Source organism: Arthrobacter woluwensis, from assembly GCF_030816155.1.
GTDB classification, from domain to species: Bacteria; Actinomycetota; Actinomycetes; order Actinomycetales; family Micrococcaceae; genus Arthrobacter_E; species Arthrobacter_E woluwensis_A.
Map to the genome: position 1 here is coordinate 1,860,592 of NZ_JAUSXR010000001.1, position 25,629 is coordinate 1,886,220.

The window sequence follows — 25,629 nt, forward strand, 5'->3', positions numbered from 1 at the left end:
ACAGGGGCAGCCGCCCGCATGCCACGGATCCGGGGCATGCGGGCGAGAGGGTCAGCCGTCGGTCCGGGGCCGCACCAGGCAGAACGGGTGTCCCACCGGATCGGCGTAGACCCGGAATCCCGGATGGCCCTCGGATCCCTCCAAGAGGGTGGCGCCGGCTGCCAGAACGGCCTTCTCCCCCTCGTCGAAGTCGTCCACCCGGATATCGAGGTGCAGCTGCTGCGCCGGGTCACCCGACGTCCAGTCCGGGGCGTGGAACTTCTCGGTTTTCTGGAGATCCAGGGAAGGCAGTCCCGGTCCGAGGTCCAGGGAGATCCACTCGTCGTCTTCGTAGGTCCTCGAGGCACCCAGCAACTCCTCATAGAAGGGTGCGAGGGCACGAGGGTCGGGGCAGTCGATCACAATTCCACTCAGGCGTCCGATCATGTCTTCAGTCTTCGCGGCCGGGGCGCACTGCGCAAGACCCCTCCTGTCTTGCTCAGCCGCCGTCGGCCGTGTCATCCTCACAGCAAGAGGCCGGCGCAGTCGGGTCGGGTCGGAAGAGGTGGTCACATGCCGAGCGAATCGCTCCAGCCGATAGGCGGCGTTCCCATGCATCCAGTGACCACACTCGACGACTTCGTGCCCCTCCGACGGCCCCGTACCGGGCTGCCGCTCGTGATCTGGCAGATGGCGGCCACTTATGTGCTCCTCATGATTCTGGGTGTCCTCATCCTGTCCAGCCTGGTGGTCAGCTACGACGGTGGCCTTTCAATCCTGCTCTGGGCGTTCACACTGTCGGTCTCCCCCACCCTGACGCTGGTGGTCACCGAGTTGCCGGGCCTTCCCTTGCGATGGGTGCCTCGAGCATGCCACTGGTGGGCCAAGCACTGGTGGATCGGGGTCGTCGGCACGCTGACCGGCCTGGCCCTCATCGGCTCCTCGTATCTCTTCAACCACCTGGACACCGGAGTCGTGGACGGAGAATACTACGCCGAATACGTGCCCGACGGCTGGCTGATGCTCGCCGGGTGGCTGGGCGTGGCCTTCTTCGCCTCCCACACCGTGTTTCCGTCCAGGAGGAAACACGCCTCCAGCGCCACGTGACAGGGCAGTGACCCTGGAAACGCCGAAGGGCCCGTCTCTCGACCGGCCCTTCCTTGGCGGTGCTGACAAACCTTGATGCTGGAGTCCCGCCGGCCAGGGGAAATGCTGCCTCCACCGCACGTCAAGTGCGGGGGTGGCGCACCTCATCCGGCGTCCGCTACGTGCCGTCAAAATCCTCCGACTCCAAAGATCAGCATGAGGTACAGGGACACCAAGAACCATCCGAAAGTGATTCCGCCAAGGATCCAGTACATTGTCTCGCCACTGCGACGGAAGATCTTCTCGGCGAAAAGAATGGCCAACATCAGGATCACAAAAGGCACGATCATTACCGCAGTGACCGTCAACGTAATCGACTTGCTGAGATCGGTTGCACCTGCGCCGTATCCTTGCGCGACTTCCAGCGCACCCCAGCCGCCAGCAATCACCATGAAAACCAGCGCGAAGAGGAATGTTCCCAGTTTGAATCCATTGGTGGGTGCCATCAGCCGATACTCTACATCGTGTACGCGTCGAGGCCCGAAGTGCCAGGTGAAAACCGGTTTCGACTAGCCAGAAGCATCCACGATCCTGAGGCGTGTTGTCCAGACCCCTGCGTTGACAACACGGAGGAATGTTCACGCGGGGTCGGAAAAGGCGAACCCAGCAGCCCCGGATTGGCGACTCAACGCCATGCAGCGCGAACCCGAGCCGTTCGCTTCCATGAGACCACAGCGCAAATCAACCCCGCCACGATCTCAAGACCGACCTCGCCCGGCCCCGGGTGCCCCTGTGTCGCAGTTCCATGCCCTGGTCCTCAGAACAGTCCCAACAACAAGCAGGTCCTCGTCCCCAAAACGACAAGGACTCCGGAAACGCCGAAGGGCCGGTCATTCGACCGGCCCTTCGTTCATCTCGCTGACCACCGATCACTGACATCCCCAGACTGGGCCGCACCACACTGGTTTGAGAACCATGACTCGGTCCACAGCGCGAGCTGCTGCAACCCAAGAACACCACCTCATGTTTGAGGGTGAGGTTAGAGTGATCCTTGTTCGCTAGCTCAGATTGGGGAGGGTGTTGGAATGGCGCGACGTCGCGGGTTCCTTGCAGAGATTCAACGTCAACAGAGATTGGCGCAGTCCCGGGCAAATGCCGCTTACAAGGCGCAAGTTGCTGCGCAAGCACGCGTGGAGCGCGCCCAAGCCGCTGCCCAACGGGCTGCGGCGGCAGCAGCCCGCGCAAGTGAGAATGAGCGAAAGCGCCTCGAGAAGGAAGCACATGCTGCCTATGTCGAAGCGAGAATCGTAGAAACCGACCGACTGAATGAGGCTCTCATTGAGGAGTATGCCGAAATCGACGGGATCCTAGAAGCTACTCTGGCGACTGACGACTGGGTAGACCTCGAGGCCATGAAGTTGACTGTGGATCACCCGCCGTTCCCCCGTCGAGACTTGCAGATTCCAGTGCCGACCAGCCCACCGATCGAGGTGCCACCCGAACCGGTCTATCAGGAACCAGAGCCACCAACTGGACTCTTTGGCCGCAAGAAGAAATTCGAGCTCGCCCGGCAGCAAGCATGGACCGAGTATCAGCAGTCGATGCACCAATGGACCGCCTTCTGCGAATCCCTTCCTGCGCAACAGGCCCGCATCGACGCACAGCACAAACTGCTCGAGGAAGAGAGGCTCCGTCAGCTTCAGATGGAAATGGCGCGCTACGCTGCAGACTGCAAGGCTCGTGAAGACAAGGTTGCCGAACACAACGACGCGCTCGAAGCGCTTTCCGTTGGACTAGGTTATGGCTCAACCGAGGCGATTGAAGAGTACATTGGAATTGTCCTAGCGAACTCAATCTATCCCGCAACGTTCGAGGTGTCGGGTGAAGCGCAGTTCAATCCAGAGTCAGCGGAACTCTCACTTGTCGTCACAGTCCCCTCGCCGGACCAAATTCGAAAAGTCAAGGCGTTCCGATACGTGAAGAGTACGGACACGATCAACGAAACACTGCTATCAAAGAAGGAGGCAAATGATCGTTACAGCAGTGCTCTGGATCAGGTCGCTTTACGCTCACTTCATGAAATTTTCGAATCTGATCGCCGGGGAGTAGTTCGCGCCGTATCGCTCCAAGTCGGGCCTCGCACCAAAGATCCAGCAACTGGGCGAGAGATGTATCTTCCAATGATTGTGGTCAACGCTTCTCGTGAAAAATTCATGGAACTCGACCTTTCTGGAGTTGTTCCATCAGCAACTCTCCAGCACCTCGGCGCAACCGTTTCCAAGAATCCCTCGGCGCTGAGCGCAGTCGACCCAGCAGGGATCCGGCGAGCATGACTAACCCAGCCATGCGATTCAATCCCCCGCCAGGCTGGCCGCCCGTTCCGTCCGGCTGGAGGCCGCCGGCAGGCTGGACACCCCCGGTGGATTGGCCAGCTGTCCCACCCGGATGGAACCTCTGGACTGACGAGGCGCAGGGAGCTCAGGAGAACCTCGGTGAGGATCTAGCCAGTAGCAGTCCTGAGCCGACCGCGATCCCACACAGGCCTGCTGGATTGCCAGGTCGAATTCTACAGGGCAGCCGACTCGAAGACCTTGAAGCCGAAAACGCACGCCTGCGGGAGCGGCTCCGTGTCGTCTTGTCCAACACCGACCTGATCCAGTTGGACGACCAGAAGGTGCTGCAAGAAGTCGGAGTCTATAGATACCACCACCCACTCGAAGACTCTGCAGCCTACCTTCCTCGCCTCAAGGACGTCGACGCCAGAGCAGTTGCGTTGATCCGCGAGGGAATCGCGATTCAGAAATCGAATTCGTTCACATTCGACAACTCGATCGCCAAGGGCCGAAGAATGGCTGACGATCTCGCCAAGTTGATGCTGCGCGCTTATAACGCAGAAGCCGACAACAGTATTCGGGCACTCAAGGCAGGGAACATCCGGACCGCCAAGGGGCGTCTAGAAGCTTCCAGAGAAGCAATTGCCAGGCTTGGGTCAATGATGGAAATGCACATTAGCGATGAATATCACGCACTTCGCATCGAAGAGATCGAACTTACAGCCGACTGGCTGATGAAGAAGCAAGAGGAGCGAGAACTCGCACGGGACGAGCGTGCCAGATTACGCGAAGACCGCAGGGTGGAACGCGAACTTGCTGAGGAACGTGCCCGCCTGGACAAGGAACGGGCGCTGCTCGTCCAAGCTCTGAGCGCTCTCTCGAGTTCCGGGACAACCGACGGCGACCTGGTTCGAAGGCTTGCGGAGATTGACAAGGCCATCTCAGACAACGACTTTAGGGCTGCCAATATACGTGCTGGATACGTCTATGTCATCTCCAACCGAGGCGCCTTCGGGCAAGGTGTTGTAAAGATTGGACTAACTCGACGACTGGATCCAGCAGACCGAGTGAGAGAGCTGGGCGGAGCTTCAGTGCCGTTCAGGTTCGACACCCACGCCATATACTTCTCCGAAGATGCAGTCACCCTGGAAACGGAGTTGCACCGGCACTTCGCCCGTCGCGCACTTAATCAGGCCAATCCAAGGAAGGAGTTCTTCTTCGCGACTCCTGCCGAAGTCCGAGATGTGCTGACGAGCAAAGTTGGAAACATTCTGGAGTTCAGCGAGAATGCCGAGGCGACTGAGTATTTCCAGTCGATGTCGTCGTGGCCCTCTGAACATAGAACCTAGATTGGACCCTTCTTAGGTTCATGAAACAACCGAAGGCCAGCCACCAATGCACCGAAGCGGTGCCGCAAGCACGTCGAATGGGACAGATTGCCGGGGACCGAGTAAGTGAATCGATGACGCGCTGAACCTCGTCACCTGCGACCATCGAGCTACGGCACTCTCACTCAGAATCGTGGCCGGCCGAAAGAGCCACTCCGGAAACGCCGAAGGGCCGGTCTCTCGACCGGCCCTTCATCTGTGGAGGTAAGGGGATTCGAACCCCTGACCTTCTGCATGCCATGCAGACGCGCTACCAACTGCGCCATACCCCCATATTCACTTGTTCACCCCGCCGTTTCAGCGTGCTTTCCCGGCCGGGGCAACTCATCCAGTGTAGACCATGAGCCGGATGAGCAGCAAATCCGGGCGTCGCTCAGGCGGTCTCTTCGTCGTCGTCAGATACGGCGGCGGAGTGCTCCGGAAGTTCGAGATCCACCACGGGGCAGTCCTGCCACAGACGCTCCAGAGCATAGAAGACGCGCTCCTCGCCGTGCTGGACGTGGACGATCACATCGGAGAAGTCCAGGAGGATCCACCGGCCGGCGGCGCGGCCTTCCTGACGGAGGATCTTGCGGCCGCTGGCGATCAGCTGCTCCTCGATCTCGTCGGCGATGGACTTGACCTGCCGTTCGGACGCGGCGGAGGCGATGACGAAGATGTCCGAGAACGGCATGCGCTCACTGACATCCAGAGCCAGGATCTCCTCGGCCTGCTTGTCATCAGCTGCCTTGCCGATCAGTCGGGCCGTTTCAATCGCGGAAGAGCTAGCGCTCACAGGTCTCCTTTGTCACACACAGTTGCCGCTGGACGGATGCCAGCATCGTTCAATTCTAGTCCCTGCACTCAGCGGCCACCGGCGGAGATGGCCAGGATCACACCGACCACCAGCGCCACGCCGCCCAGCGCCAGCACACCCCAGTAGAGCAGCCGCAGCCGCGTGGCGACATGCACTCCGGCGGTTCCGACGTCGAGCGGGTCCAGGCCATGCGCATCCCGCGCGGCCACCGGCCGTGATTCGATCGCCACCGCGCCCTGGGCGGCCTGAGGCGCCGAGGCCGGAGCGGGGGGTGCCTTCACGGCGGGTTCCCGCCGGCCCGAAGCCGGCTCCGCCACCGTGACCGGGGCTGCGACCGGCACGGCCGGAGTGAAGACCTTGCCGAGGTTCTGCGTCTGCGTCTCCACGGCAGCAGCCGGGACGACGACGGCGCCCTCCGGCTCCCCCTCCGCCTCACCGGCGCTGGCGAGAGCCTCCGCCTGGGCCAGGAGCTGGGCGCGCCGTCCAGGCTTGCGGCCCTTGCCGCCCTTCTTCCCGTGGTGCGCGGAACCCGATGTGGCGGCCTCGGCCTGCGCCGCCGTCGTGTCCACCGCCTCTGTCCCGGCCGAGGCCTGTCCGTCGACCGGCACGCGCTGCACCTGAACCGTGTCGAGGGCCGGCTCTTCGCCCGTGGTGGGGGCGTCCGGGGCCGTCTCGGGCTTCCGCGGCAGACGCTGAGGAACCGGGATCTGGACCTGAGTGGTCGGCGCCTTGATGACGGGATGCGCCACACCGGGCACCTCGACCGTCTCCTCACGCGACACCGTGCCGAGATTATGGGCGGTGGCAGGAGCGAAGGACGGCTTCGGCGCGGCCTTGGCGCTCTCCGCCTCCCGCGCGAGCTGTTCCTTGCGCTGCGCACGCTGATTGAGGATCGCCGCGCGTTCCGCCATCGCGATCTGCTCGGCGAGGACGTCCTGGTCCACCTCTCCAGGGGCGGCGCCGGGATTTTCGGCAAGCTTTGAGAAATACTCCTGAGCCTGGGCCGTGAAACGTTCCCGCTCGGCCAGCGCTTCTTCGAGGCTCATGTCCTCGGGAAGGGGCTCCCCCGCGCTCTTCGTCACCACGCGCACCGCGCCGGTGCCGGGAACCGGGCCGAAGCTCACGCCCATCGCAGGGCGCTCACCGCCCTCGGACGCCGCCTGGTCTGCTCCGTCCTGAGCGGGCGTGGGCATCGGCACCACAGGCCGCTGCGTCGTCTCCAGAGCCAGCTCCTGGAGCCTGCGCTGCCGACGGGTGGGCGTTCCGCCGCTGAGCTGCTCTTCCTTCTCCGCGAGGTCCTTGATGGCACGCAAGGCGGCCCGGTCCCGGGCGCGCAACTGCGAGCTGCGTTCGGAGCGCACGGGTTCAGCGTCGATCGGGCCTTCGGCGACCCGGCGGGTGCGTCCCGTGGGAGGGGCTGGCTGCGCGCTCGGCCCGGGCGTCCGGACGGGCGCGTTGGCGGCGGGCGCCTCCGGGACGGCGGATGCCTCTGAGCCGGCCGATGTCTGCTCATCCGGCCGGGCGTCAGGAGTCGGCGAGTCCGCAGCGGTGGTCTGCACCGTCGCCCGCTCGCGCGCCTCACGCAGTTCTCGTCGTGTGCGGAAAGGCTGCTCTTCCTGACTCATCAGTTAATCATCCAGTTCCGTTCAATGGTGCGGGGTGTCCGCGAAAGGCCTGCCCCGCCGTTCAAGTTTTCAGTGTCCCCGTGAAGGAACGGATGGCAGCACGCCAGGGTTCCCCGGTACGGAAGATGCCGCATCGCGTTCGTACAGGCCGTACTTGGCAATGTACTGCACAACACCGTCCGGCACGAGGTACCACACCGGATTTCCGTCGGCCACGCGGGCGCGGCAGTCGGTGGAGGAGATCGCCATGGCCGGCACCTCCAGCAGGCTGACGTCCTCGCGTCCCAGAGCGTCGAGCTCGTGCCCGGGCCGGGTCACGCCGACGAAATGGGCGAGCTTCCAGAGCTCCTCGGAGTCCTTCCAGGAGACGATCTGCGCCATGGCGTCCGCGCCCGTGATGAAGAACAGATCGGATTCCGGCCGCAGGCGGTGAAGATCCCGGAGCGTGTCGATCGTGTAGGTCGGACCCGCACGGTCGATATCGACACGGCTGACGGTGAAGCGCGGATTCGACGCCGTGGCGATCACCGTCATGAGGTACCGGTGTTCGGCCGGGCTGACCTTCTTCTTGGCCTTCTGCCAGGGTTCTCCGGTGGGGACGAAGACCACTTCGTCCAAATGGAACTTGGCGGCCACCTCACTGGCGGCCACCAAGTGCCCATGGTGGATCGGATCAAAGGTGCCGCCCATCACCCCGAGACGGTGACGGCGCGGCTCCTGGGTGCCGCTGGGAATGTCAGTGTCCCTGGTGGCTGTGATCGTGCTTGTTGGGGTGCTGGCGGTGCGGGTCAGCGTGCTCCTCGACGGCGTCGTGACGGTTGCCCAGGTTGCTGTAGGACACCGTGATGAACAGCAGCGTCAGCAGGATCGCCATCATGACGCCACCCACCACGAACGGCGGGGCGATCAGCGGAGCGAGCTCTTCGTGGCCGCCCTCGGCGGATGCCTGGATTACAGTGGTGGCCAGTTGAGCCAGCATGGTGTTCCCTTCACAGTGCTTCTTCCCGGATCACTCCGGGGGCGACCAGCGACGCTGCCGCCGTGACGTTGTTCAATCCTACCCGCACTCAGGCGCGGGTCTGCCCTTCGCCCTGGACGATCCACTTGGTGGTCGTCAGCTCCCCCAGGCCCATGGGTCCGCGGGCGTGGAGCTTCTGGGTGGAGATGCCCACCTCGGCGCCCAACCCGAACTCGCCACCGTCCGTGAAGCGGGTGGAGGCGTTCACGATCACCGCGGCGGAATCGATCTCCGCGATGAACTTCTCCGCATTGCGCAGATCGTTGGTCAGGATCGCTTCGGTGTGCCCCGTGCTCCAGGTGCGGATGTGCTCCAGCGCCTCGTCCAGGGTGTCCACCATCGCGACCGCGAGGTCGAGGTCCATGTACTCCGTGCCCCAGTCCTCGTCGGCGGCGGCGGAGACGTCCTCACCCGGGGGCAGCAGCGCCGCCACCCGGCCGTCGACGTGGAGCCGCACACCGGCATCGCGCAGGGCACGCGCCACCGCGGGCAGCACCGTCGAATGCGAGTGCACCAGGAGGGTCTCCACGGTGTTGCAGACGCTCGGACGCTGGGTCTTGGCGTTGAGGAGGATCTCGACGGCCATGTCCTCGGAGGCCGACTCGTCGATGAAGATGTGCACGTTGCCCTCGCCCGTCTCGATGACGGGGACGGCGGAGTTCTGCACCACGGTCTGGATGAGCTCACGTCCGCCGCGCGGGATCAGCACGTCCACACGTCCACGCGCCCGCATGAGCACGTTCGCGCCCTCCCGGCCGTAGGCGTCGATGGTCTGGATCGCGTCCGCGGGCAGGCCGACGGAATCCAGTGCGTCCCGCAGGACCTCCACGAGCGCCTCATTGGTGCTCGCGGCGGCGGAACCGCCTCGGAGGATCACGGCGTTGCCGGACTTGAGCGCGAGTCCGGCGATGTCCACGGTCACGTTGGGGCGGGCTTCGTAAATCGCCGCCACCACGCCCATGGGCACGTTGACCTGGCGCAGGCGCAGGCCGTTGGGCAGCGTCTGGCCGCGGACCACCGTGCCGACGGGATCCGGCTGGGAGGCGAGGTTCTCCAGAGCGTCCGCGAGGCCCTGGATGCGCGCAGGGGTGAGGCTCAGGCGGTCCAGCATGGCCTTGGAGGTGCCGTTGCCACGGCCGCGCTCGACGTCCTGCGCGTTCGCGGCGAGGATGCGTGGCTCATGTTCCAGGAGCGCCGCGGCGATGGCCCGCAGCGCTTCATCCTTCCGCGCCCGGGTGGCACGGGCGATCCGGCGGGACGCGGTGCGCGCCCGGTCGGCGATCGCGTGGACCGCGGCCTCGACGTCGTGCAGCTGCGCGTCGTCGAGGCCGGTGGAAAGAGCGGTGTCAGTCATGCCACAAGTTTAGGCCAGTGTCCGCCTCAAAGGACGACCAGGTCGTCAACATGGACCACTTCGCGTTCATATTCGTGGCCCAGCTCGCGCGCCAGCTCCTTGGTGGACCGTCCGAGCATCCGCGGGAGCTCCTCCACGGAGTAGTTCACCAGCCCGCGGGCCACCACGGTCCCGGCGGGATCCAGCAGGTCCACCGGGTCGCCGGCCTCGAACTGACCGCGCACGGCGGTGATACCCGCCGGCAGGAGCGAGCGGTTGTTCCGCGTCACGGCCCGCACGGCGCCGTCGTCGAGCAGGATCTCACCGCGCGCCGTGGCCAGATGTGCCAGCCAGAGCAGACGGATGGGCTTGCGGTCCCCCTGCACGGCGAACCACGTGCCCACATCTTCACCGCGCAGTGCGGCCTGGGCGTTGGCGGTCGACGTCACGAGCGCGGGGATTCCGGACCCGGCCGCGATGCTCGCGGCCTGCACCTTGGTGGCCATGCCACCGGTGCCGACACCCGCCTTGCCCGCACTCCCGACCACGACGCCGGCCAGGTCCTCCGGGCCGCGGACCTCGGCGATGCGGCGCGCGCCGTCCTTCGGCGGACCGTCGTAGACAGAGTCCACGTCGGAAAGGAGCAGCAGAGCATCGGCCCGCACGAGGTGCGCCACGAGCGCGGCGAGCCGGTCGTTGTCGCCGAAGCGGATCTCGTGGGTGGCCACGGTGTCGTTCTCGTTGACGATCGGCACCACGCCGAGATTCAGCAGCCGGTCCAGCGCCCGGAAGGCGTTGGCGTGCTGCGTGCGGCGCACTAGGTCCTCCGCGGTCAGCAGCACCTGGCTGACGGTGATCCCGTGCACGGAGAACGCCTGGGTGTAGCGCGACATGAGCCGGCCCTGGCCCACGCTCGCCGCGGCCTGCTGGGTGGCGAGATCGCGGGGACGGCGCGCCAGACCCAGCGGAGCCAGACCCGCGGCGATGGCGCCCGAGGACACGAGGATGACCTCGGTGCCCACGTTGCGCCGCTCGGCGAGAGCCTCCACGAGCGCGAGCACCGATTCCTCGGAGATCCCGCCCTGAATGCTGGTCAGCGAGGAGGAGCCCACCTTGACCACCACGCGCTTGGCGTCACGCAGGACGGCGCGGCCCTCCTGCGTGAGCGACGCGAGGCTCATGCCTCGTCCTCGTCACCCAGGCCTTCGGCGGAGAGGATGTCACGTTCGACGGCGGCGGCCTTGTCCTGACGACGGCCGTGCGTGGACTCGGTCCAGATGCCGGCCTTGCGTTCCGCTTCCAGCTCGGCACGTGCGGCGGCCTTGGCGTCGCGGCGTTCCTGCTGTTCCTCGCGCTTCTGGGCACGGGTCGGGCGCGAGCTGGTCTCGGCGTCCGCAATGCGGATGTCCGTGCCACGCGGCGACGCGAGCAGCTCGGCTCCCGCGGCCATGGTCGGCTCCCAGTCGAACACGACGCCGTTGTCGTCGCCGATCACGACCGTGTCACCCGGCTTGGCGCCCATCTTGAAGAGTTCCGTCTCCACGCCGAGCTTCGCCAGACGATCCGCGAGGTAGCCGATGGCCTCCTCGTTCTCGAAGTCGGTCTGCTTGACCCAGCGCTCGGGCTTCTCGCCACGGACGCGGAACAGCGGCTCCAGATTGCGTTCCTCACGGCGGATGACGAAGCCGGTCTCATTGACGGCGCGGGGCCGCAGGACGGTCGGAGCGACCACCGGCGGGGCGACCGCGAGGCGATTGCGCGCCTCCTGGACCAGCTCGGCCATTGCGAAGCCGAGGGCCCGGAGGCCTTCGTGGCTCGTGGCGGACACTTCGAAGACGCGGTAACCGCGGGCCTCCAGATCGGGGCGCACGAACTCGGCCATGTCCTTGCCGTCGGGCAGGTCGACCTTGTTCAGCGCGACGATGCGGGGACGCTCGTTGAGCGGGATGACCTCGCCGTCACCGTAGGCCATGTCCACGGCGTAGCGCTCGAGTTCACGTTCGATGATGTCCAGATCGCTCAGGGGGTCACGGTCCGACTCGAGGGAGCCACAGTCCAGCACGTGCACGATCGCCGCGCAGCGCTCCACGTGGCGGAGGAAGTTGTGGCCCAGGCCCTTGCCTTCGCTCGCGCCTTCGATCAGTCCGGGCACGTCGGCGATGGTGAACCGGACATCGCCGGCCTGCACGACGCCGAGGTTCGGGACCAGGGTGGTGAAGGGGTAGTCGGCGATCTTCGGGCGCGCCGCGGACATGGCGGCGATGAGGCTCGACTTGCCGGCGGACGGGAACCCGACCAGCGCGACGTCGGCGATCGACTTCAGCTCCAGGACGATGTCCCGCTGCTCCCCCTCGATGCCGAGCAGGGCGAAGCCGGGAGCCTTGCGGCGCTGTGAGGCGAGCGAGGAGTTGCCCAGCCCGCCGATGCCACCGGCCGCGGCGATGAACTCGGTGCCCGGCTCCACGAGGTCGGCCAGGACGGCGCCGTCGCGGTCCTTGACGACCGTGCCCTCGGGCACGGAGAGCACCAGGGTCTCACCGGCCTTGCCGCCGCGCCAGTCGCCCATGCCGGGTCCGCCGTTGCCGGCATGACGGTGCGGCGAGTGGTGGTACTCAAGGAGGGTGGTGACCTGCGGATCGACGCGGAGCACCACGTCTCCGCCGTTGCCGCCGTTGCCGCCGTCGGGACCACCCAGTGGCTTGAACTTCTCCCGATGGACGGAGACACAACCGTGTCCCCCATTGCCGCCGGAGACGTGCAGGACCACACGGTCCACAAAGCTCGCCACTGGTTCTCCTTTGTTCTGCTGTCGAAGATCCGCGTCGACGCGCGGCTTCCACAATGATTCTATGGTCCCGGCCAGAGCCTGGTCGGGATGTTAAACGCCGATGGGGCGGGCCTCAGGCCCGCCCCATCGAAAGTGTGCGACTGATCACTCAGCAGCTGCGGCCACCACGTTGACAACGCGGCGTCCACGGCGGGTGCCGAACTCGACAGCACCGGGCGTCAGGGCGAACAGGGTGTCGTCCTTGCCACGGCCAACACCGTTGCCGGGGTGGAAGTGGGTGCCACGCTGGCGGACCAGGATCTCACCAGCGGAGACGACCTGACCACCGAAGCGCTTCACACCGAGGTACTGAGCGTTCGAATCGCGACCGTTGCGAGTGGAACTCGCGCCCTTCTTATGTGCCATGCCTTATGCCTGCCTTCTAGGTAGAAGTAATCCCGTGAAGGGTCTTACTTGATGCCGGTGATCTTGACGCGGGTCAGTTCCTGACGGTGACCCTGACGCTTCTTGTAACCGGTCTTGTTCTTGTACTTCTGGATGACGATCTTCTTGCCGCGCAGGTCTTCCAGGATCTCGGCAGTGACCTTGACCTTGGCCAGATCGGCAGCCTTCGTGGTGAGCTTGTCACCATCCACCAGCAGGAGGGCAGGCAGCTCGATGGTGCCACCCACTTCACCGGCGACGCGGTTCAGGGTTACGAAGTCTCCAACCGAGACCTTTTCTTGACGGCCGCCGGCGCGGACAATCGCGTACACCACTTGGGAACTCACTTCTCTCGACGATTCTTACTAAGTTTGCGTGCCGGACCAGAGGAAGATCCTCCAAAGTCCTGGCTGTGCCTCTGCGCCGTCGGACCCTACGATAAGGGGCCGATAAAGGAGTCCGGGCGATTCCTCTTCAGGATCTTCCCGCAATACCCATGGGTTGGCGTTAGCACCGAAGGTCTAGCTTACGCTAGTGCTCACCCTCGCTGCAAATGAGGCTGGTCCACAGGGCGCTGAGCGTGGTATATCCCACGTGGCGCCTTTCCCGACATTAAAGTCTAGCGGATGGCGGACGCACTCCGCGGACCCCGGCGGCGCGGCGCGTCAAAGAAGTCCACTTCGAAGCCCGAGGACACCGCGAAAGCATCCTGCATGCGGGCCCAGCGCTCCGGATTGGCCTGCCGTGCGGCCTGAGCCGTCCAGGCGATGGCCTGCCGGGTGGACTCCGCGAAGGCGGGGTCCGAGTAGCTGCGGAGCCAGACCGCGTACGGGTGGCTCTCCGGCGCACCCGCCTCCTCGAAGGCGCGGAACAGGGTGGCTCCCACCTCGGCGTAGAGCCAGTAGCAGGGCAGCACGGCGGCCACCAGGACGGCGTAGTCCCCCTCGGCGGCGCGCGCGAGCAGGTGGTCCACGTACTGACGCGTCTCGGGCCCCTGCGTCAGGCTGACCTCACGGCCGACGAGCCACGTGCGGTGCAGTTCGGCCTCCACCTCGAGGCATTCCCGGGCGCCTTTGGCCCAGAACGCCTGCTCGGCCTCCGACGGCGCCAGGGTGCTCGCCGCGGCCAGGACCCGCGAGTAGGCGTTCAGGTAGAGGGCGTCCTGGGCCAGGTAGTAGGCGAAGTCCGCTTCGGCCAGAGTCCCCGCTCCCAGCTGCTCGATGAAGGGCAGCGCGTGGATCCGCTCCAGGCCCGTGGCGGCGGTGGCCCAGAGATCCTCGGCGTAGGCCGCCTGGCTCCGCGCTCCCGGAAGGACCCCGTGGTGGAAATGGTTGACCGGACCGTGTCCGCGGCCCACCTGCAGCTCGGAGGAGGTCCTGATGGCGTCCAGCAGCCAGGACTTCGCCTGCCGCACCGCATGCTCCGGGTCGAGCCCGGCGCCCAGCAGCGTCGCCACGGCGGAGGAGAGCGAGCACCCGGTCCCGTGCGTGTTCAGCGTCTCCACGCGGGGCCCCTCGAACACCGTCACGTCGGACACCGAGCGGCCGCTCAGGTCCACCAGAGCGTCCCAGGCCGTCTCGCCGTCGAGGTGACCGCCCTTGACCAGCACGGCGAGCCCGTGGGCCGCGGCAAGCCGCTTGCCCTGCTCCAGAGCCGTCTCCCAGTCGGAGGCCGGGCTCTCCCCCAGCAGCACGGCCAGTTCGGGGATGTTCGGGGTCACGACGTCGGCCAGGCCGAGCAGGCGCTCCAACGCGGCCTCCGCCTCGGCGTCCAGGAGCCGGTCCCCGCTGCTGGCCACCATGACCGGGTCCAGGACCACGACCGGCGGGCGGTGCGACTCCAGCCACGAGCTCACCGTGTCGATCACCGAGGCGTTGCCGAGCATGCCGATCTTCACCGCGTCCACGGTGATGTCGTCACTGATCGACTCCAGCTGCTGCGCCAGGAACTCCACGGGCGGGACATGCACCCCTCGGACACCCTGCGTGTTCTGTGCCGTCAGCGCGGTGATCACCGCCATGCCGTAACCGCCGTTGGCCGCGATGCTCTTGAGATCCGCCTGGATGCCTGCTCCCCCGCCCGGATCGGATCCGGCGATGGTGAGCACGCGGGGCCGAGGCGGAGCCTGCGCCGGCAGGAGCGAGGAGGCGGCGGGCACACGGGTCATGGGAGAACTCCAATCGGGGATGTGCCACCAATGTAATACAGGAGGGGGCGCGGCTTTCGCCACGCCCCCTCCTGTGAGGTGCTCCATCGGTCACATGCCGTCCGCAGACGGTCCGTGACCGTTCCGGCCGCCGGACGGCGGCCGGTGACTTACAGTTCGGACGCCGGGACCCCGACGCCGAGCACCAGCGGCTCTTCGCCGCTGGGACCCTTGTCCCGGGACTGCTCGGCCTGCACGGACGCCCTGCGGACGGACCCGCTCTCCTGAGCCGCGGTCACCTCCACCTGCTGCACGTCCGAGGCGCCGACGGCGCTCTGAGCCCGGCGGGACGCACGAGGACGGCGCGCGGGGCGCTTGGCCTCAGGGGCCTTCTCCTCGCGAGCCTCGGCGGGAGCCGTCTGCTCGGCGGCCGACTCCTGAACCGGCGCCGCGGCAGCAGTGGGAGCCGACGGTCCACCGATGCTGTCGAAGGCCGCCGCCAGGGCGTCCAGACTCAGCACAGGCGCCGGCTCCTGAACCGGCTCCTCGACCTGACCCAGGGGCAGCTCGACCACTTCACCGCCGATGGTCAGCACGGCCGCCGGGCGATCCGTCTGGTCGTCCTCGGTTCCCTCGTGATCGGGTTCCCCGTCGTGGGAATGCGCGGCGTGGGCCGCGGCAGCGATGTTGGCCAGGACCGCACGGGTGGCGGCGGCCTTCGCGGCCTTGTCCTCGTCGTCGTGCTCCGGAGCCTGCTGCGGCGCGGGAGTTTCCTCAGTGGCCGCTGCATTGGAGCGTCCGCGACGGCGCTTGCGCTCCGAACGGCCGCTCGGCTGCTGCGGGGTCTCCGGGCGCACACCGTGCTGGTGCTCGAAGTGGCCGGTCGGACGGCGGGTGTCCAGAGGTTCGTCATGCGTGATGACGCCGCGGCCGGCACAGTGCTCGCATTGCTCGCCGAAGACCTCGAGGAGGCCGGTGCCCATCCGCTTGCGGGTCATCTGCACGAGGCCCAGCGAAGTCACCTCGGCCACCTGGTGCTTGGTCCGGTCACGGCCCAGGCACTCGACCAGGCGACGGAGCACCAGATCGCGGTTGGACTCGAGCACCATGTCGATGAAGTCGATCACGATGATGCCGCCGATGTCCCTCAGGCGGAGCTGGCGCACGACCTCCTCGGCCGCCTCAAGGTTGTTCTTGGTGACGGTCTCCTCGAGGTTTCCGCCGCTGCCGGTGAACTTGCCGGTGTTGACGTCCACCACGGTCATGGCTTCGGTCCGGTCGATCACGAGGGAGCCACCCGACGGCAGGAAGACCTTGCGGTCCAGGGCCTTGTGGATCTGCTCGTCGATGCGCCAGGCGGAGAAGATGTCCTTCTCGTCCGTCCACTTCTCCAGGCGGCCCACCAGGTCCGGTGCCACGTAGGTCACGTAGGCCTCGATGGTGTCCCAGGCTTCCTCACCGGAGACGATCAGCTTCGAGAAGTCCTCATTGAAGACATCGCGGACCACCTTGATGGTCAGATCCGGCTCGCCGTACAGCAGTTCCGGAGCCAGGACCTTGGTGGAGCCGGTCTGGGCCTCGATGGACTCCCACAGGGCACGGAGCCGGTTGATGTCGTTGGTCAGCTCCTCCTCCGAGGCGCCTTCCGCCGCGGTGCGGACGATCACGCCGGCGTTCTCCGGCAGACGGTCCTTGAGGATCCGCTTGAGACGGTTGCGCTCGACGTCGGGCAGCTTGCGAGAGATGCCGGTCATGGAGCCGCCCGGCACGTACACCAGGTAGCGGCCCGGGAGGGAGATCTGGCTCGTCAGGCGTGCGCCCTTGTGGCCGATCGGGTCCTTGCTGACCTGGACCAGCACGGAGTCACCGGACTTCAGCGCGTTCTCGATGCGGCGCGGCTTGCCCTCCAGGGAGACGCTGTCCCAGTTGACCTCACCGGCGTACAGCACGGCGTTGCGGCCGCGCCCGATGTCCACGAAGGCGGCTTCCATGCTCGGCAGCACGTTCTGGACCTTGCCCAGGTACACGTTGCCGATCAGGGAGTCCTGCTGGGTCTTGGAGACGAAGTGCTCGGCGAGCACACCGTCCTCCAGGACGGCGATCTGGATGCGGTCGTCCTTCTGGCGCACCACCATCTGGCGGTCCACGGACTCGCGGCGCGCCAGGAACTCGGCCTCGGTGATGACCTGACGACGGCGGCCCGACTCACGGGACTCGCGGCGGCGCTGCTTCTTGGCCTCCAGACGGGTGGAGCCCTTCACACTGGTCACCTTGTTGCTGACGGACTCGGAGGGCGTGCGCGGCGCGCGGACCCGGGTGACCGTGTTGGGCGGATCATCGTCCAGGCCGCCGGTCAGTTCAAGGTCCTGATCGCCACGGCGGCGACGACGACGGCGGCGCGAGGTCACGCCGTCGCTCTCCTCCGCGTCGTCCTCGGCAGGCGAAGCCTCCTGAGCGCCTTCGCCGCTGCGGCCGCGCGAACGGCCGCGACGCCGGCGGCGCGAGCGGCTTCCCGCGCCCTCGGCGGAATCGTCCTCGTCCTCGTCGTCAGCCGCGTCTTCGGCTTCCTCGTCCTCGGGGAAGGCGACGGACAGGTCCGGGGCGTGGAACAGCACGGAGGTCACGTCAGCGGGGGCCAGGAAGAGGCTCGAGACCGAAGAGGTCTCCTCGGCTGTCTCCTCGGCCGCGGCGTCCGCGGAATTCTCAGCAGCGGGTTCGGCGGGCTTCTCAGCGGCCGTGTCACCCGCCTTCTCCTCGGGCTTTTCCTCAGGCTTCTCCTCAGCCGCGGCCGGCTCGGCCGCCACGATCAGCACGGCGTCGGCGGTCTCCGGCGCCTGCACGGACTCGACGGTTTCAGCAACCACCGCCTCCGGAACGACGTTCTCCATCGCCTCGGCTTCGACCGCCTGCGGGGCCGCCCTGTACTTGCTGGCACGGCGACGGCGCACCGGCGCCGTGGTCTCCTCGGACACCGGAGCGGCGGTCCGACGGTCAGCGACGTGGTTTGCGGCTCGGTCGGCGCCGGTCGACGCCGCACCCTGAGCGCGGGAGTTCCTGCTCCGGGGATTCTGGGACCGGCCGCCCTCGGTGCGAGCGCCCTTCGACCGGTCGGCCTGCTGGCGGCCACGCGAGGAACGCGTGCCCTCGCTCTTGGAATCCTGGGCCTTGGCCTCCTGCGCCGGAACGTCGGCGGCCGCGGTCTCCGCGACCGCGGCGGGAGCGGCTTCCTCGGTCGACGCGGTCAGCTGAGCCGCGGTATCGGTCGCCTTACGGCGGCGGGTCGGCGCCTTCCGGCTGGAGGTCTTGGCGGCCGGGGCCTCTGCCGCGGGCGACTCGGAGGCCGGGGACTCCACGGGAGCCGGAGCGGACTCGGCTTCAGCGCGCGGCTCCGGCGAAGAGGTCGGGGCCGTGGCCTTCCGGGGCGCGCGCTTGCGGGCCGGCGCCTTGGCGGGTGCGGCTGCTGCAGGGGCTTCAGTGCTCACTGCGGCGGTCTCTGCCACCGGAGCAGCCGGAGCGGTCTCCTCCGCGGCAGCGGCCTTCGCCCGGGACGGACGACGGCGCGTGGTGGTCTTCGCGGGTGCTTCCCCGGCGGATTCGGCCGCGGGCGCCGCTGCGGCCGGGGCCTCGGTCACGGGAGCCGGCGCACCGGCCGGAGCGGACGCGATGCGGCGCCGCGACCTGGCGGGCTTCTTCACCGCCTCCGTGGAGTTCTGTTCTGCGTTCGTTGCTTCCCCTGCGGGGAGATTTTCGGAATCCATGGTCAACATTCCCGCCCGTCGGGAACCCCCACACCCGGTCCCGCGCAAGGCGTTTCACGAAGTCAGCACCCTCAGGCACCGACGAAAGTCAGTAGGTACCCGGCGGCTGCGTGCCTCTGCTCAAGGCGAGGACCACGGCCGGCTCGGGCCAGTGGAGCCTGGAACCCGCCGTAAGGACTACGGCCAGGTGCCACAGTGGCTTCAGGGCGCCTGGTTCCGGGCCGGGAAGCGACGAAGCATCCCTCCGGTGATCGGGCACCCGACGCATCACGTGGATCTTGCGGGCATCACACTGGGCCAGGGCTCCGGGTGTGGACCGGGCCCAGCCGTACCCATCATCCCACAAAAGCCCGCGAACCGGCTTTCCCACCCCGTGGCGCACTGCTCGGAGTTTTTCCGGAGGTCCCATGGTTACAATCGGCGGCATACCGGTCTTATCGAAAGGACACGCCAGCGCATGAGTACCGCCGCGGGAGGCACTCCCACCCAGCACCTGGAGGAGAAGGCGCTTCCCCTCATGACCCGGCACCGGCCTTTCGCGTGGCTCCTGCTCGTGACCGGCGTCGTCGGCTTCATCGCGTCGTGGTGGCTCGTCATCGAGAAGCTGGAAGTGCTGCAGGACAAGAACCACTCGACCATCTGCGACATCAACCCCTGGATCTCGTGTGGCCAGGTCATGCAGACCGCGCAGAGTTCGGTGTTCGGGTTCCCGAACATGTTCATCGGCATCGTGGCGTTCCCCATCATCATCACCACGGCCATGGCACTGCTGTCCGGCGCCCGCTTCGCGCGCTGGTACTGGCTCGGCCTCCAGACCGGCGTCACCCTCGGCTTCGCGTTCGTCTGCTGGCTGTGGTCACAGGCCCTCTACACCATCGGCATCCTGTGCCCGTTCTGCATGATCGTGTGGGCCATGATGATCCCCATGTTCGTCTGGGTCACGGTCCGGAACATCGTCCACGGGGTCATCCCCGTCCCGGAGAAGTTCCGGAAGTCGGTGGGCGATTTCGCCTGGCCGCTCGTGGCGCTGCTCTACATCGGCGTGATTGCCTCGATCCTGATCCGCTTCAGCGGTGTCTTCTTCGGCTCCACCATGTGAGTCCTGCGGAGACAGCAAAGCCGGTCCAGGAGAATTCCTGGACCGGCTTCGTGGTTTAAGCCGACGTTCTCAGAACCAGATGGCGATCTCGCGCTCGGCGGACTCGACCGAGTCGGAGCCGTGCACGAGGTTCTGCTGGACCGCGACACCCCAGTCGCGGCCGAAGTCACCGCGGATGGTGCCCGGGGCGGCCGTGGTGGGGTCGGTGGTCCCGGCCAGCGAACGGAAGCCCTCGATCACGCGGTTGCCCTCGACGATGGCTGCCACGACCGGGCCGGACTGCATGAAGTCGAGCAGCGGCTCGTAGAAGGGCTTGCCTTCGTGCTCGGCGTAGTGCTGCTCGAGCAGCTCGCGGCCGGCGTCGAGCTTCTTCAAGGCGGCCAGGGTGTAGCCCTTGGCTTCGATGCGGGCCAGGATGGCCCCGGTCAGCTGCCGCTGGACGCCGTCAGGCTTGACGAGGACAAGGGTGCGCTCAATGCTCACTACTGCTCCCAAAAAGAGGTGGTTGGTTCCGTAACGATTCTAAGTTGTGGCCGGAGCGGCCGACGACGGCGGGTCAGGCCTCGTCCGGGTGCTCGGCTTCCCAGCGGGCCTGCTCCGCGGCGCGCTCACGCTGCTCCCGGTCGATCCGCCCGCCGGCCCGGAGTCCGTACCACCACGTGATGGCGAACAGGACGCCGATCACGAACATGGTGGGCTCAAGGAAACCGGTGAGGATCAGCAGCAGCTGGATGCCCCAGCCCAGGCCGTAGCCCCACTTCTTCTGGAGGAAGGCGCAGGAGAGCACCATCAGGACGGCCAGGCCGATGCCGACCCCGAGCAGCACCGGGGCGATCGGCTCACTCTTGCGGAGGCCGAAGACCACGAGCGCCGCGAAGAACATCACGAACGCTTCGAGGACCAGCACGGTCGAGGCGAAGGTGACCTTGGTCGAGCGGGCCTTCTTCGGGGTGCCGGGACGCCATTCCCGCTGCGCGCGGGTCAGTTTCGCCATGCTCACGCCCCCTTGGCCTGGAGCAGGATGCGGGCCTCCGCCACCACGGTGATCGAACCGGTGATGAGGACCCCTCCGCTCAGATCATCGTTCGCCTCGGAACGGGCCACGGCCCACTCGATGGCGTCGTCGAGCTTCTCGGAGATGTGGACGTTCTCCTCGCCCCATCCCAGATCCACGGCCAGCTCAGCCAGCTCCGCGGCAGGGATGGCGCGCGGCGAGGTGGACTGGGTCAGGCAGATCTCCTCTGCCAGGTCGCCCAGGGACTCCTTGAGCTGGTTGAGGATCTCGGCGGCGTCCTTCTCCTGAAGGACGCCCAGAACCACGACGAGCTTGCTGAAGCTGAAAGACTCCTGGATCGCTTCGGCGGAGGCGCGGATGCCGTCCGGGTTGTGCGCCGCGTCCACGATGATGGTCGGAGCGGTGCGGACCACCTCGAGGCGGCCGGGCGAGGTGACGTTGAGGAACGCCTCGCGCAGCACCTCGGGATCGAGCTCGCGCTCTCCCCCGCCGAAGAACGCCTCCAGCGCCGCCACGGCCACGGCCGCGTTCTCCGCCTGGTGGGCGCCGTGCAGCGGGAGGAAGACCTCGTCGTAGCGGCCGGCCAGGCCCTGGATGTCGAGCATCTGCCCGCCGACGGCCACGGCGCGGGATTCCACACCGAACTCGACGCCTTCGAAGCGGAACGGCACACCCACTTCCTGGGCCTTCTCCAGGAGCACCTGAGCCGCATCCCGCGGCTGGACGGCGCTGACCAGGAAACCGCCGGGCTTGATGATCCCGGCCTTCTCCACGGCGATCTCGCCCGTGGTGTCACCCAGCAGATCGGTGTGGTCCAGGGAGATAGGGGTCACCACGGAGACCGCACCGTCGCCCACATTGGTGGCGTCGGTGATGCCGCCCAGGCCCACCTCGATGACCGCGACATCCACGGGCTGGTCGGCGAAGACCGCGTAGCCCAGGATGGTCAGGCACTCGAAGTACGTCAGGCGCGGCTGATCATCCGCTTCCAGCTCGGCGTCGACGATCGCGAGGTACGGACGGATCTCATCCCAGATCCGCACGAACGTCTCATCGCTGACCGGCTCGCCGTTGATGCTGATGCGCTCTGTCACCTTGGACAGGTGCGGGCTGGTGTACCGCCCGGTGCTGAGCCCGTGGGCGATCAGGCCCTGCTCGATCATGCGGGCCGTGCTGGTCTTCCCGTTGGTCCCGGTGATGTGGATGATGGGGCACGCCTTGTTCGGCTCGCCCAGCACCTCCATCGCCCGGAACAGGGGGGCCAGGCGCGGCTCCATCTTGTTCTCCGGCGCGCGCCCCAGCAGTTCGGCGTAAACGCTCTCCACCGAGAATTCGTCGCTCATGCTTCCACCTTTTCCACGGTCACGGTCTGCTCGTCAGCGGTCGCAAGGTCCAGCTCCAGGCTCAGGGTCTCTCCCTTGACCAGCTCGCGGTGCGCTTCGAGGGCGTCCACGGTCGCCTGATCGGCGCCGATGCGGGTGCGGATCCGATCGGAGACCTCCAGCCCGGCGTCCTTGCGGGCCTGCTGGATGGCGCGGACCATGTCACGGGCCACGCCTTCGGCCTCCAGCTCCGGCGTCACCTCGGTGTTGAGCACCACGAAACCACCGCCGGGCAGGACCGCGGCGGCGCGGGAGCCCGCGTCCTCCGACTCGGCCACCACGGTCTCCAGGGCGTACTCGTGCGGCTCGAGGACGAGCCCGCCCGCGGTCACCACGCCGTCGTCGCCCACAGACCAATCGCCCGACTTGCTGGCCTTGATGGCCAGCTGGACGTTCTTGCCGAGGCGCGGGCCGGCGGCACGGGCGTTGACCACGAGCTTCTGCTCGATGCCGAACTCCTCCGGGGACGCCGAGCCGGCATCCAGGACGCGGACTTTGCGCACGTTCAGCTCATCGGCGACGACGCCGGCGAACGCCTCCAGCGACGCCCCACCGGGCGCCACCACGGTCAGCTCCTGCAGCGGCAGGCGAACGCGCAGTTTGGCGGCCTTCCGCAGCGAGGATCCCGTGGAGCAGATCTGCTGCACGCGGTCCATGGCCGCGACCAGCTCGTCGTCCTGCGGGAACAGCACGGCGTCCGGGTAATCCGTGAGGTGCACGGACCGGCCGCCGGTGAGGCCCCGCCAGATCTCCTCCGCCACGAGGGGCAGGAGCGGCGCGGCGGCGCGCGTCACGGTCTCGAGAGCCGTGTAGAGGGCGTCGAAGGCGTCCGTGTTCTCGTCGAAGAAGCGCTGGCGGCTGCGGCGCACGTACCAGTTGGTGAGCATGTCCAGGTACTCGCGCAGGGCGTCGCACGCATCGGAGATGTCGTACGAGTCCAGCGATTCCCGGACGGTCGTCACCAGGGCGCCGGTGTTGGCGAGGAGGTAACGGTCCAGCTCATCGCTGTAGCCGTCATAGCGGAGCTTCGCCTCGTAGCCCTGCCCGCCGTTCGCGGTGTTGGTGTAGAGCGAGAAGAAGCTGTACACGTTCCACAGCGGGAGCAGCACCTGGCGCACACCGTCGCGGATGCCCTGCTCGGTGACCACCAGGTTGCCGCCGCGCAGGATCGGGCTGGACATGAGGAACCAGCGCATCGCGTCGGATCCATCGCGATCGAGCACCTCGGACACGTCCGGGTAGTTGCGCAGGCTCTTGGACATCTTCTGCCCGTCGGAGCCCAGCACGATGCCGTGGCTGATGACGTTGCGGAACGCCGGTCGGTCGAAGAGCGCGGTGGACAGGATGTGCAGCATATAGAACCAGCCGCGCGTCTGACCGATGTACTCGACGATGAAGTCCGCCGGGTTGTGGGTGTTGAACCACTCCTCGTTCTCGAACGGGTAGTGCACCTGGCCGTACGGCATGGAGCCGGAATCGAACCAGACGTCCAGCACGTCCTCCACGCGCCGCAGCGTGCCGCCGCAGCCTTCGTGGACGCGGGTCAGCTCGTCGATGAAGGGACGGTGCAGATCGGTCTCGCCCTGGTGGTTCACGGGCAGGCGGCCGAAGGCCTCCTGCATCTCGGCCAGGGAGCCGAAGACCTCACGATGCTCGCACTCCTCGCCGTCGCACTCCCAGACCGGGATGGGGCTGCCCCAGAAGCGGTTGCGGGAGATCGACCAGTCACGGGCGTTCTCGAGCCACTTGCCGAACTGGCCGTCCTTGACGTTGCCCGGGATCCAGTTGATCTCCTGGTTGAGCTCGACCATGCGCTCCTTGAAGGTCGTCACGGAGACATACCAGGAGGAGACGGCGCGGTAGATCAGGGGGTTACGGCAGCGCCAGCAGTGCGGGTAGCTGTGCTCGTAGCTCGCCTGGCGGACCAGGCGGCCCTGGGCCTTGAGGTGCTGCGTGATCGGCTTGTTGGCCTCGAAGACCTGCAGGCCGGCGATGTCGGCCAGCTCGCCGTGCTTGAACAGCGGCAGGAACTTGGCGCCCTCGTCCACGGACAGCACGACGGGGATCCCGGCGGCCTCGCAGACCTTCTGGTCGTCCTCACCGTAGGCGGGCGCCTGGTGGACCAGGCCGGTGCCGTCGGTGGTGGTGACGTAGTCGGCCACCAGGATGCGCCAGGCGTTCTCGGTGCCGTACTTCTCGGCGTCGGCGAAGTCGTCCCAGAGGCCGCTGGTAGCCGATGCCCTCGAGCTGGGCGCCCGCATAGGTGGCGGTGACCGCCTCGGCGGCGGCAGCGGCGTCGTCGTATCCCAGGTCCTTGGCGTAGCCGCCCAGGAGATCCTGGGCGATCAGGAAACGGGACCCTTCGGGGACGTCGGAGGCCTTGACGCCGTTCGGCCCCATGGGCACCACGGCGTACTGGATCTCCGGCCCAACGGCGAGCGCGGCGTTCGTGGGCAGCGTCCAGGGGGTGGTGGTCCAGGCGAGGGCGAGGACACCGTCGAGGTCGTGGGACAGCGGGTTCTCCCCCGCGACCAGCGGGAAGGTCACGGTGACGGTCTGGTCCTGGCGGTTCTTATAGACGTCGTCATCCATGCGGAGCTCATGGTTGGAGAGCGGCGTCTCGTCCTTCCAGCAGTACGGGAGGACGCGGTAGCCGTTGTACGTCAGACTCTTCTCGTGGAGCTGCTTGAAGGCCCAGATCACGGACTCCATGTACTCGACGTTGAGCGTCTTGTAGTCATGCTCGAAGTCGACCCAGCGGGCCTGCGCGCGGACATAGTCCTTCCACTCGTCCGCGTACTTCATCACGGAGGCGCGGCAGGCGTCGTTGAACTTGTCGATGCCCATGGCGGCGATCTGGGTCTTGTCGGTCATGCCCAGCTGCTTCATGGCCTCCAGCTCGGCGGGCAGGCCGTGCGTGTCCCAGCCGAAGCGACGCTCCACGCGCTTGCCGCGCTGCGTCTGGTAGCGGCCGACGAGGTCCTTGGCGTAACCGGTGAGGAGGTGGCCGTAGTGCGGCAGGCCGTTGGCGAAGGGAGGGCCGTCGTAGAAGACGAACTCGTTGCTGCCATCGACGCCCGCATCCCGCTGGTCGATGCTGGCCTGGAAGGTGCCGTCCTCATCCCAGTACTTGAGGATCCGCTTCTCGATCTCGGGGAAGCGGACGGAGGCGGAGACGGTGCGGTCCTCGCTGGAGGAGACCTTGGGGTAGATGGTCACTGTGGCATCCTGGCGTTTCGCTGCGTGTCGGCGCGCTGTGCCCGCAGGGGCACGGTGCGACTGCGCGAGGACGCTTCCCTGCCGCTGGGGACAGGTGGCGCGGTACCACCCCGCTTGCCGTCCTCCCGCTGCTGCGGAGGGACGACCGCTCATTGGTGCGCTGTGACGGGCACGACCGTCCGGTTCTACTCTCCCGTTGCTCCTGACGCACGACGACGCCGGGACGGGATTTCTTCCGGAA

General features: G+C 66.9%; 20 protein-coding genes, 1 tRNA gene and 1 pseudogene. 4 read left to right on the forward strand and 18 right to left on the reverse strand.

The window, feature by feature from the left end; all coding sequences use genetic code 11:
• Positions 1-51: 51 nt before the first annotated feature.
• Positions 52-426 carry a VOC family protein gene (locus QFZ52_RS08445; protein ID WP_307497177.1) on the reverse strand — a complete coding sequence of 125 codons (375 nt, stop codon included), beginning with the start codon at positions 424-426 and terminating at the stop codon, positions 52-54.
• Between the two features lie 165 nt (positions 427-591).
• On the opposite strand from QFZ52_RS08445, the gene QFZ52_RS08450 reads away from it, so the two are divergent.
• Positions 592-1,086 carry a hypothetical protein gene (locus QFZ52_RS08450; protein WP_307497178.1) on the forward strand — a complete coding sequence of 165 codons (495 nt, stop codon included), beginning with the start codon at positions 592-594 and terminating at the stop codon, positions 1,084-1,086.
• A gap of 167 nt (positions 1,087-1,253) precedes the next feature.
• On the opposite strand, the gene QFZ52_RS08455 is transcribed toward QFZ52_RS08450, so the two are convergent.
• Positions 1,254-1,571 (reverse strand): hypothetical protein, encoded by a 318-nt coding sequence (locus tag QFZ52_RS08455; RefSeq protein ID WP_307497179.1) that lies wholly within the window; start codon positions 1,569-1,571, stop codon positions 1,254-1,256.
• Between the two features lie 579 nt (positions 1,572-2,150).
• On the opposite strand from QFZ52_RS08455, the gene QFZ52_RS08460 reads away from it, so the two are divergent.
• Both QFZ52_RS08460 and QFZ52_RS08465 read left to right on the forward strand, forming a co-directional pair.
• Positions 2,151-3,398 carry a hypothetical protein gene (locus QFZ52_RS08460; RefSeq protein ID WP_307497180.1) on the forward strand — a complete coding sequence of 416 codons (1,248 nt, stop codon included), beginning with the start codon at positions 2,151-2,153 and terminating at the stop codon, positions 3,396-3,398.
• Positions 3,395-4,747 (forward strand): DUF4041 domain-containing protein, encoded by a 1,353-nt coding sequence (locus tag QFZ52_RS08465; protein ID WP_307497181.1) that lies wholly within the window; start codon positions 3,395-3,397, stop codon positions 4,745-4,747. The genes QFZ52_RS08460 and QFZ52_RS08465 overlap by 4 nt, the downstream gene beginning before the upstream one ends.
• Before the next feature lie 238 nt (positions 4,748-4,985).
• On the opposite strand, the gene QFZ52_RS08470 is transcribed toward QFZ52_RS08465, so the two are convergent.
• From QFZ52_RS08470 to QFZ52_RS08525, 12 genes are all read right to left on the reverse strand, one after another.
• Positions 4,986-5,058: transfer RNA gene (locus tag QFZ52_RS08470), tRNA-Ala, on the reverse strand.
• Positions 5,059-5,159: 101 nt separating this feature from the next.
• Positions 5,160-5,561, reverse strand: a complete 402-nt coding sequence (rsfS, locus tag QFZ52_RS08475) for a ribosome silencing factor (RefSeq protein ID WP_307497182.1) — start codon at positions 5,559-5,561, stop codon at positions 5,160-5,162.
• Positions 5,562-5,629: 68 nt separating this feature from the next.
• On the reverse strand, positions 5,630-7,207 hold the full coding sequence (locus QFZ52_RS08480) for a hypothetical protein (protein WP_307497183.1): 1,578 nt from the start codon (positions 7,205-7,207) through the stop codon (positions 5,630-5,632).
• 69 nt (positions 7,208-7,276) lie between these two features.
• Positions 7,277-7,942 (reverse strand): nicotinate-nucleotide adenylyltransferase, encoded by a 666-nt coding sequence (gene nadD, locus QFZ52_RS08485; protein ID WP_307498691.1) that lies wholly within the window; start codon positions 7,940-7,942, stop codon positions 7,277-7,279.
• Between the two features lies 1 nt (position 7,943).
• Positions 7,944-8,186: a hypothetical protein gene (locus QFZ52_RS08490; RefSeq protein WP_278266561.1), complete on the reverse strand. Its 243-nt coding sequence runs from the start codon at positions 8,184-8,186 to the stop codon at positions 7,944-7,946.
• 88 nt (positions 8,187-8,274) lie between these two features.
• Entirely contained in the window at positions 8,275-9,579 is a 1,305-nt protein-coding gene (locus QFZ52_RS08495) for a glutamate-5-semialdehyde dehydrogenase (RefSeq protein ID WP_307497184.1), read from the reverse strand.
• A gap of 26 nt (positions 9,580-9,605) precedes the next feature.
• Positions 9,606-10,739, reverse strand: coding sequence for a glutamate 5-kinase (gene proB, locus QFZ52_RS08500; protein WP_307497185.1), 1,134 nt, complete (start codon positions 10,737-10,739; stop codon positions 9,606-9,608).
• Positions 10,736-12,346: a GTPase ObgE gene (obgE, locus tag QFZ52_RS08505; protein WP_307497186.1), complete on the reverse strand. Its 1,611-nt coding sequence runs from the start codon at positions 12,344-12,346 to the stop codon at positions 10,736-10,738. Before obgE ends, proB begins: the two co-directional genes overlap by 4 nt.
• Before the next feature lie 144 nt (positions 12,347-12,490).
• Positions 12,491-12,751, reverse strand: coding sequence for a 50S ribosomal protein L27 (rpmA, locus tag QFZ52_RS08510; protein ID WP_066210496.1), 261 nt, complete (start codon positions 12,749-12,751; stop codon positions 12,491-12,493).
• Positions 12,752-12,795: 44 nt separating this feature from the next.
• Entirely contained in the window at positions 12,796-13,104 is a 309-nt protein-coding gene (gene rplU / locus QFZ52_RS08515) for a 50S ribosomal protein L21 (RefSeq protein WP_066210498.1), read from the reverse strand.
• Between the two features lie 284 nt (positions 13,105-13,388).
• Positions 13,389-14,936, reverse strand: coding sequence for a bifunctional hydroxymethylpyrimidine kinase/phosphomethylpyrimidine kinase (gene thiD, locus QFZ52_RS08520; RefSeq protein WP_307497187.1), 1,548 nt, complete (start codon positions 14,934-14,936; stop codon positions 13,389-13,391).
• A gap of 149 nt (positions 14,937-15,085) precedes the next feature.
• Positions 15,086-18,673 carry a ribonuclease E/G gene (locus QFZ52_RS08525; RefSeq protein WP_307497189.1) on the reverse strand — a complete coding sequence of 1,196 codons (3,588 nt, stop codon included), beginning with the start codon at positions 18,671-18,673 and terminating at the stop codon, positions 15,086-15,088.
• Between the two features lie 457 nt (positions 18,674-19,130).
• On the opposite strand from QFZ52_RS08525, the gene QFZ52_RS08530 reads away from it, so the two are divergent.
• A complete protein-coding gene (locus QFZ52_RS08530) occupies positions 19,131-19,772 on the forward strand; it encodes a vitamin K epoxide reductase family protein (RefSeq protein WP_307497190.1) in 642 nt (213 codons plus the stop codon).
• Between the two features lie 69 nt (positions 19,773-19,841).
• Here QFZ52_RS08530 and ndk read toward each other — a convergent pair whose 3' ends face one another.
• The 4 genes and pseudogenes from ndk to ileS all read right to left on the reverse strand — a co-directional run bounded on the left by ndk (position 19,842) and on the right by ileS (position 25,388).
• A complete protein-coding gene (ndk, locus tag QFZ52_RS08535; RefSeq protein ID WP_278266568.1) occupies positions 19,842-20,255 on the reverse strand; it encodes a nucleoside-diphosphate kinase in 414 nt (137 codons plus the stop codon).
• A 73-nt stretch (positions 20,256-20,328) separates the two neighbouring features.
• On the reverse strand, positions 20,329-20,766 hold the full coding sequence (locus QFZ52_RS08540) for a DUF4233 domain-containing protein (RefSeq protein ID WP_307497191.1): 438 nt from the start codon (positions 20,764-20,766) through the stop codon (positions 20,329-20,331).
• A 2-nt stretch (positions 20,767-20,768) separates the two neighbouring features.
• Positions 20,769-22,130 (reverse strand): bifunctional folylpolyglutamate synthase/dihydrofolate synthase, encoded by a 1,362-nt coding sequence (locus tag QFZ52_RS08545; protein WP_307497192.1) that lies wholly within the window; start codon positions 22,128-22,130, stop codon positions 20,769-20,771.
• Positions 22,127-25,388, reverse strand: a pseudogene (gene ileS, locus QFZ52_RS08550) (isoleucine--tRNA ligase). Before ileS ends, QFZ52_RS08545 begins: the two are co-directional and overlap by 4 nt.
• Between the last annotated feature and the right edge of the window lie 241 nt (positions 25,389-25,629).

What these genes read in the sequence shown, in the direction of transcription:
- QFZ52_RS08445 (WP_307497177.1), bottom strand. Translation starts at nt 426, where the DNA reads ATGATCGGACGCCTGAGTGGAATTGTGATCGACTGCCCCGACCCTCGT.
- QFZ52_RS08450 (WP_307497178.1), top strand. Translation starts at nt 592, where the DNA reads ATGCATCCAGTGACCACACTCGACGACTTCGTGCCCCTCCGACGGCCC.
- QFZ52_RS08455 (WP_307497179.1), bottom strand. Translation starts at nt 1,571, where the DNA reads ATGGCACCCACCAATGGATTCAAACTGGGAACATTCCTCTTCGCGCTG.
- QFZ52_RS08460 (WP_307497180.1), top strand. Translation starts at nt 2,151, where the DNA reads ATGGCGCGACGTCGCGGGTTCCTTGCAGAGATTCAACGTCAACAGAGA.
- QFZ52_RS08465 (WP_307497181.1), top strand. Translation starts at nt 3,395, where the DNA reads ATGACTAACCCAGCCATGCGATTCAATCCCCCGCCAGGCTGGCCGCCC.
- QFZ52_RS08480 (WP_307497183.1), bottom strand. Translation starts at nt 7,207, where the DNA reads ATGAGTCAGGAAGAGCAGCCTTTCCGCACACGACGAGAACTGCGTGAG.
- QFZ52_RS08490 (WP_278266561.1), bottom strand. Translation starts at nt 8,186, where the DNA reads ATGCTGGCTCAACTGGCCACCACTGTAATCCAGGCATCCGCCGAGGGC.
- QFZ52_RS08495 (WP_307497184.1), bottom strand. Translation starts at nt 9,579, where the DNA reads ATGACTGACACCGCTCTTTCCACCGGCCTCGACGACGCGCAGCTGCAC.
- proB (WP_307497185.1), bottom strand. Translation starts at nt 10,739, where the DNA reads ATGAGCCTCGCGTCGCTCACGCAGGAGGGCCGCGCCGTCCTGCGTGAC.
- rpmA (WP_066210496.1), bottom strand. Translation starts at nt 12,751, where the DNA reads ATGGCACATAAGAAGGGCGCGAGTTCCACTCGCAACGGTCGCGATTCG.
- thiD (WP_307497187.1), bottom strand. Translation starts at nt 14,936, where the DNA reads ATGACCCGTGTGCCCGCCGCCTCCTCGCTCCTGCCGGCGCAGGCTCCG.
- QFZ52_RS08525 (WP_307497189.1), bottom strand. Translation starts at nt 18,673, where the DNA reads ATGGATTCCGAAAATCTCCCCGCAGGGGAAGCAACGAACGCAGAACAG.
- QFZ52_RS08530 (WP_307497190.1), top strand. Translation starts at nt 19,131, where the DNA reads ATGAGTACCGCCGCGGGAGGCACTCCCACCCAGCACCTGGAGGAGAAG.
- QFZ52_RS08540 (WP_307497191.1), bottom strand. Translation starts at nt 20,766, where the DNA reads ATGGCGAAACTGACCCGCGCGCAGCGGGAATGGCGTCCCGGCACCCCG.
- QFZ52_RS08545 (WP_307497192.1), bottom strand. Translation starts at nt 22,130, where the DNA reads ATGAGCGACGAATTCTCGGTGGAGAGCGTTTACGCCGAACTGCTGGGG.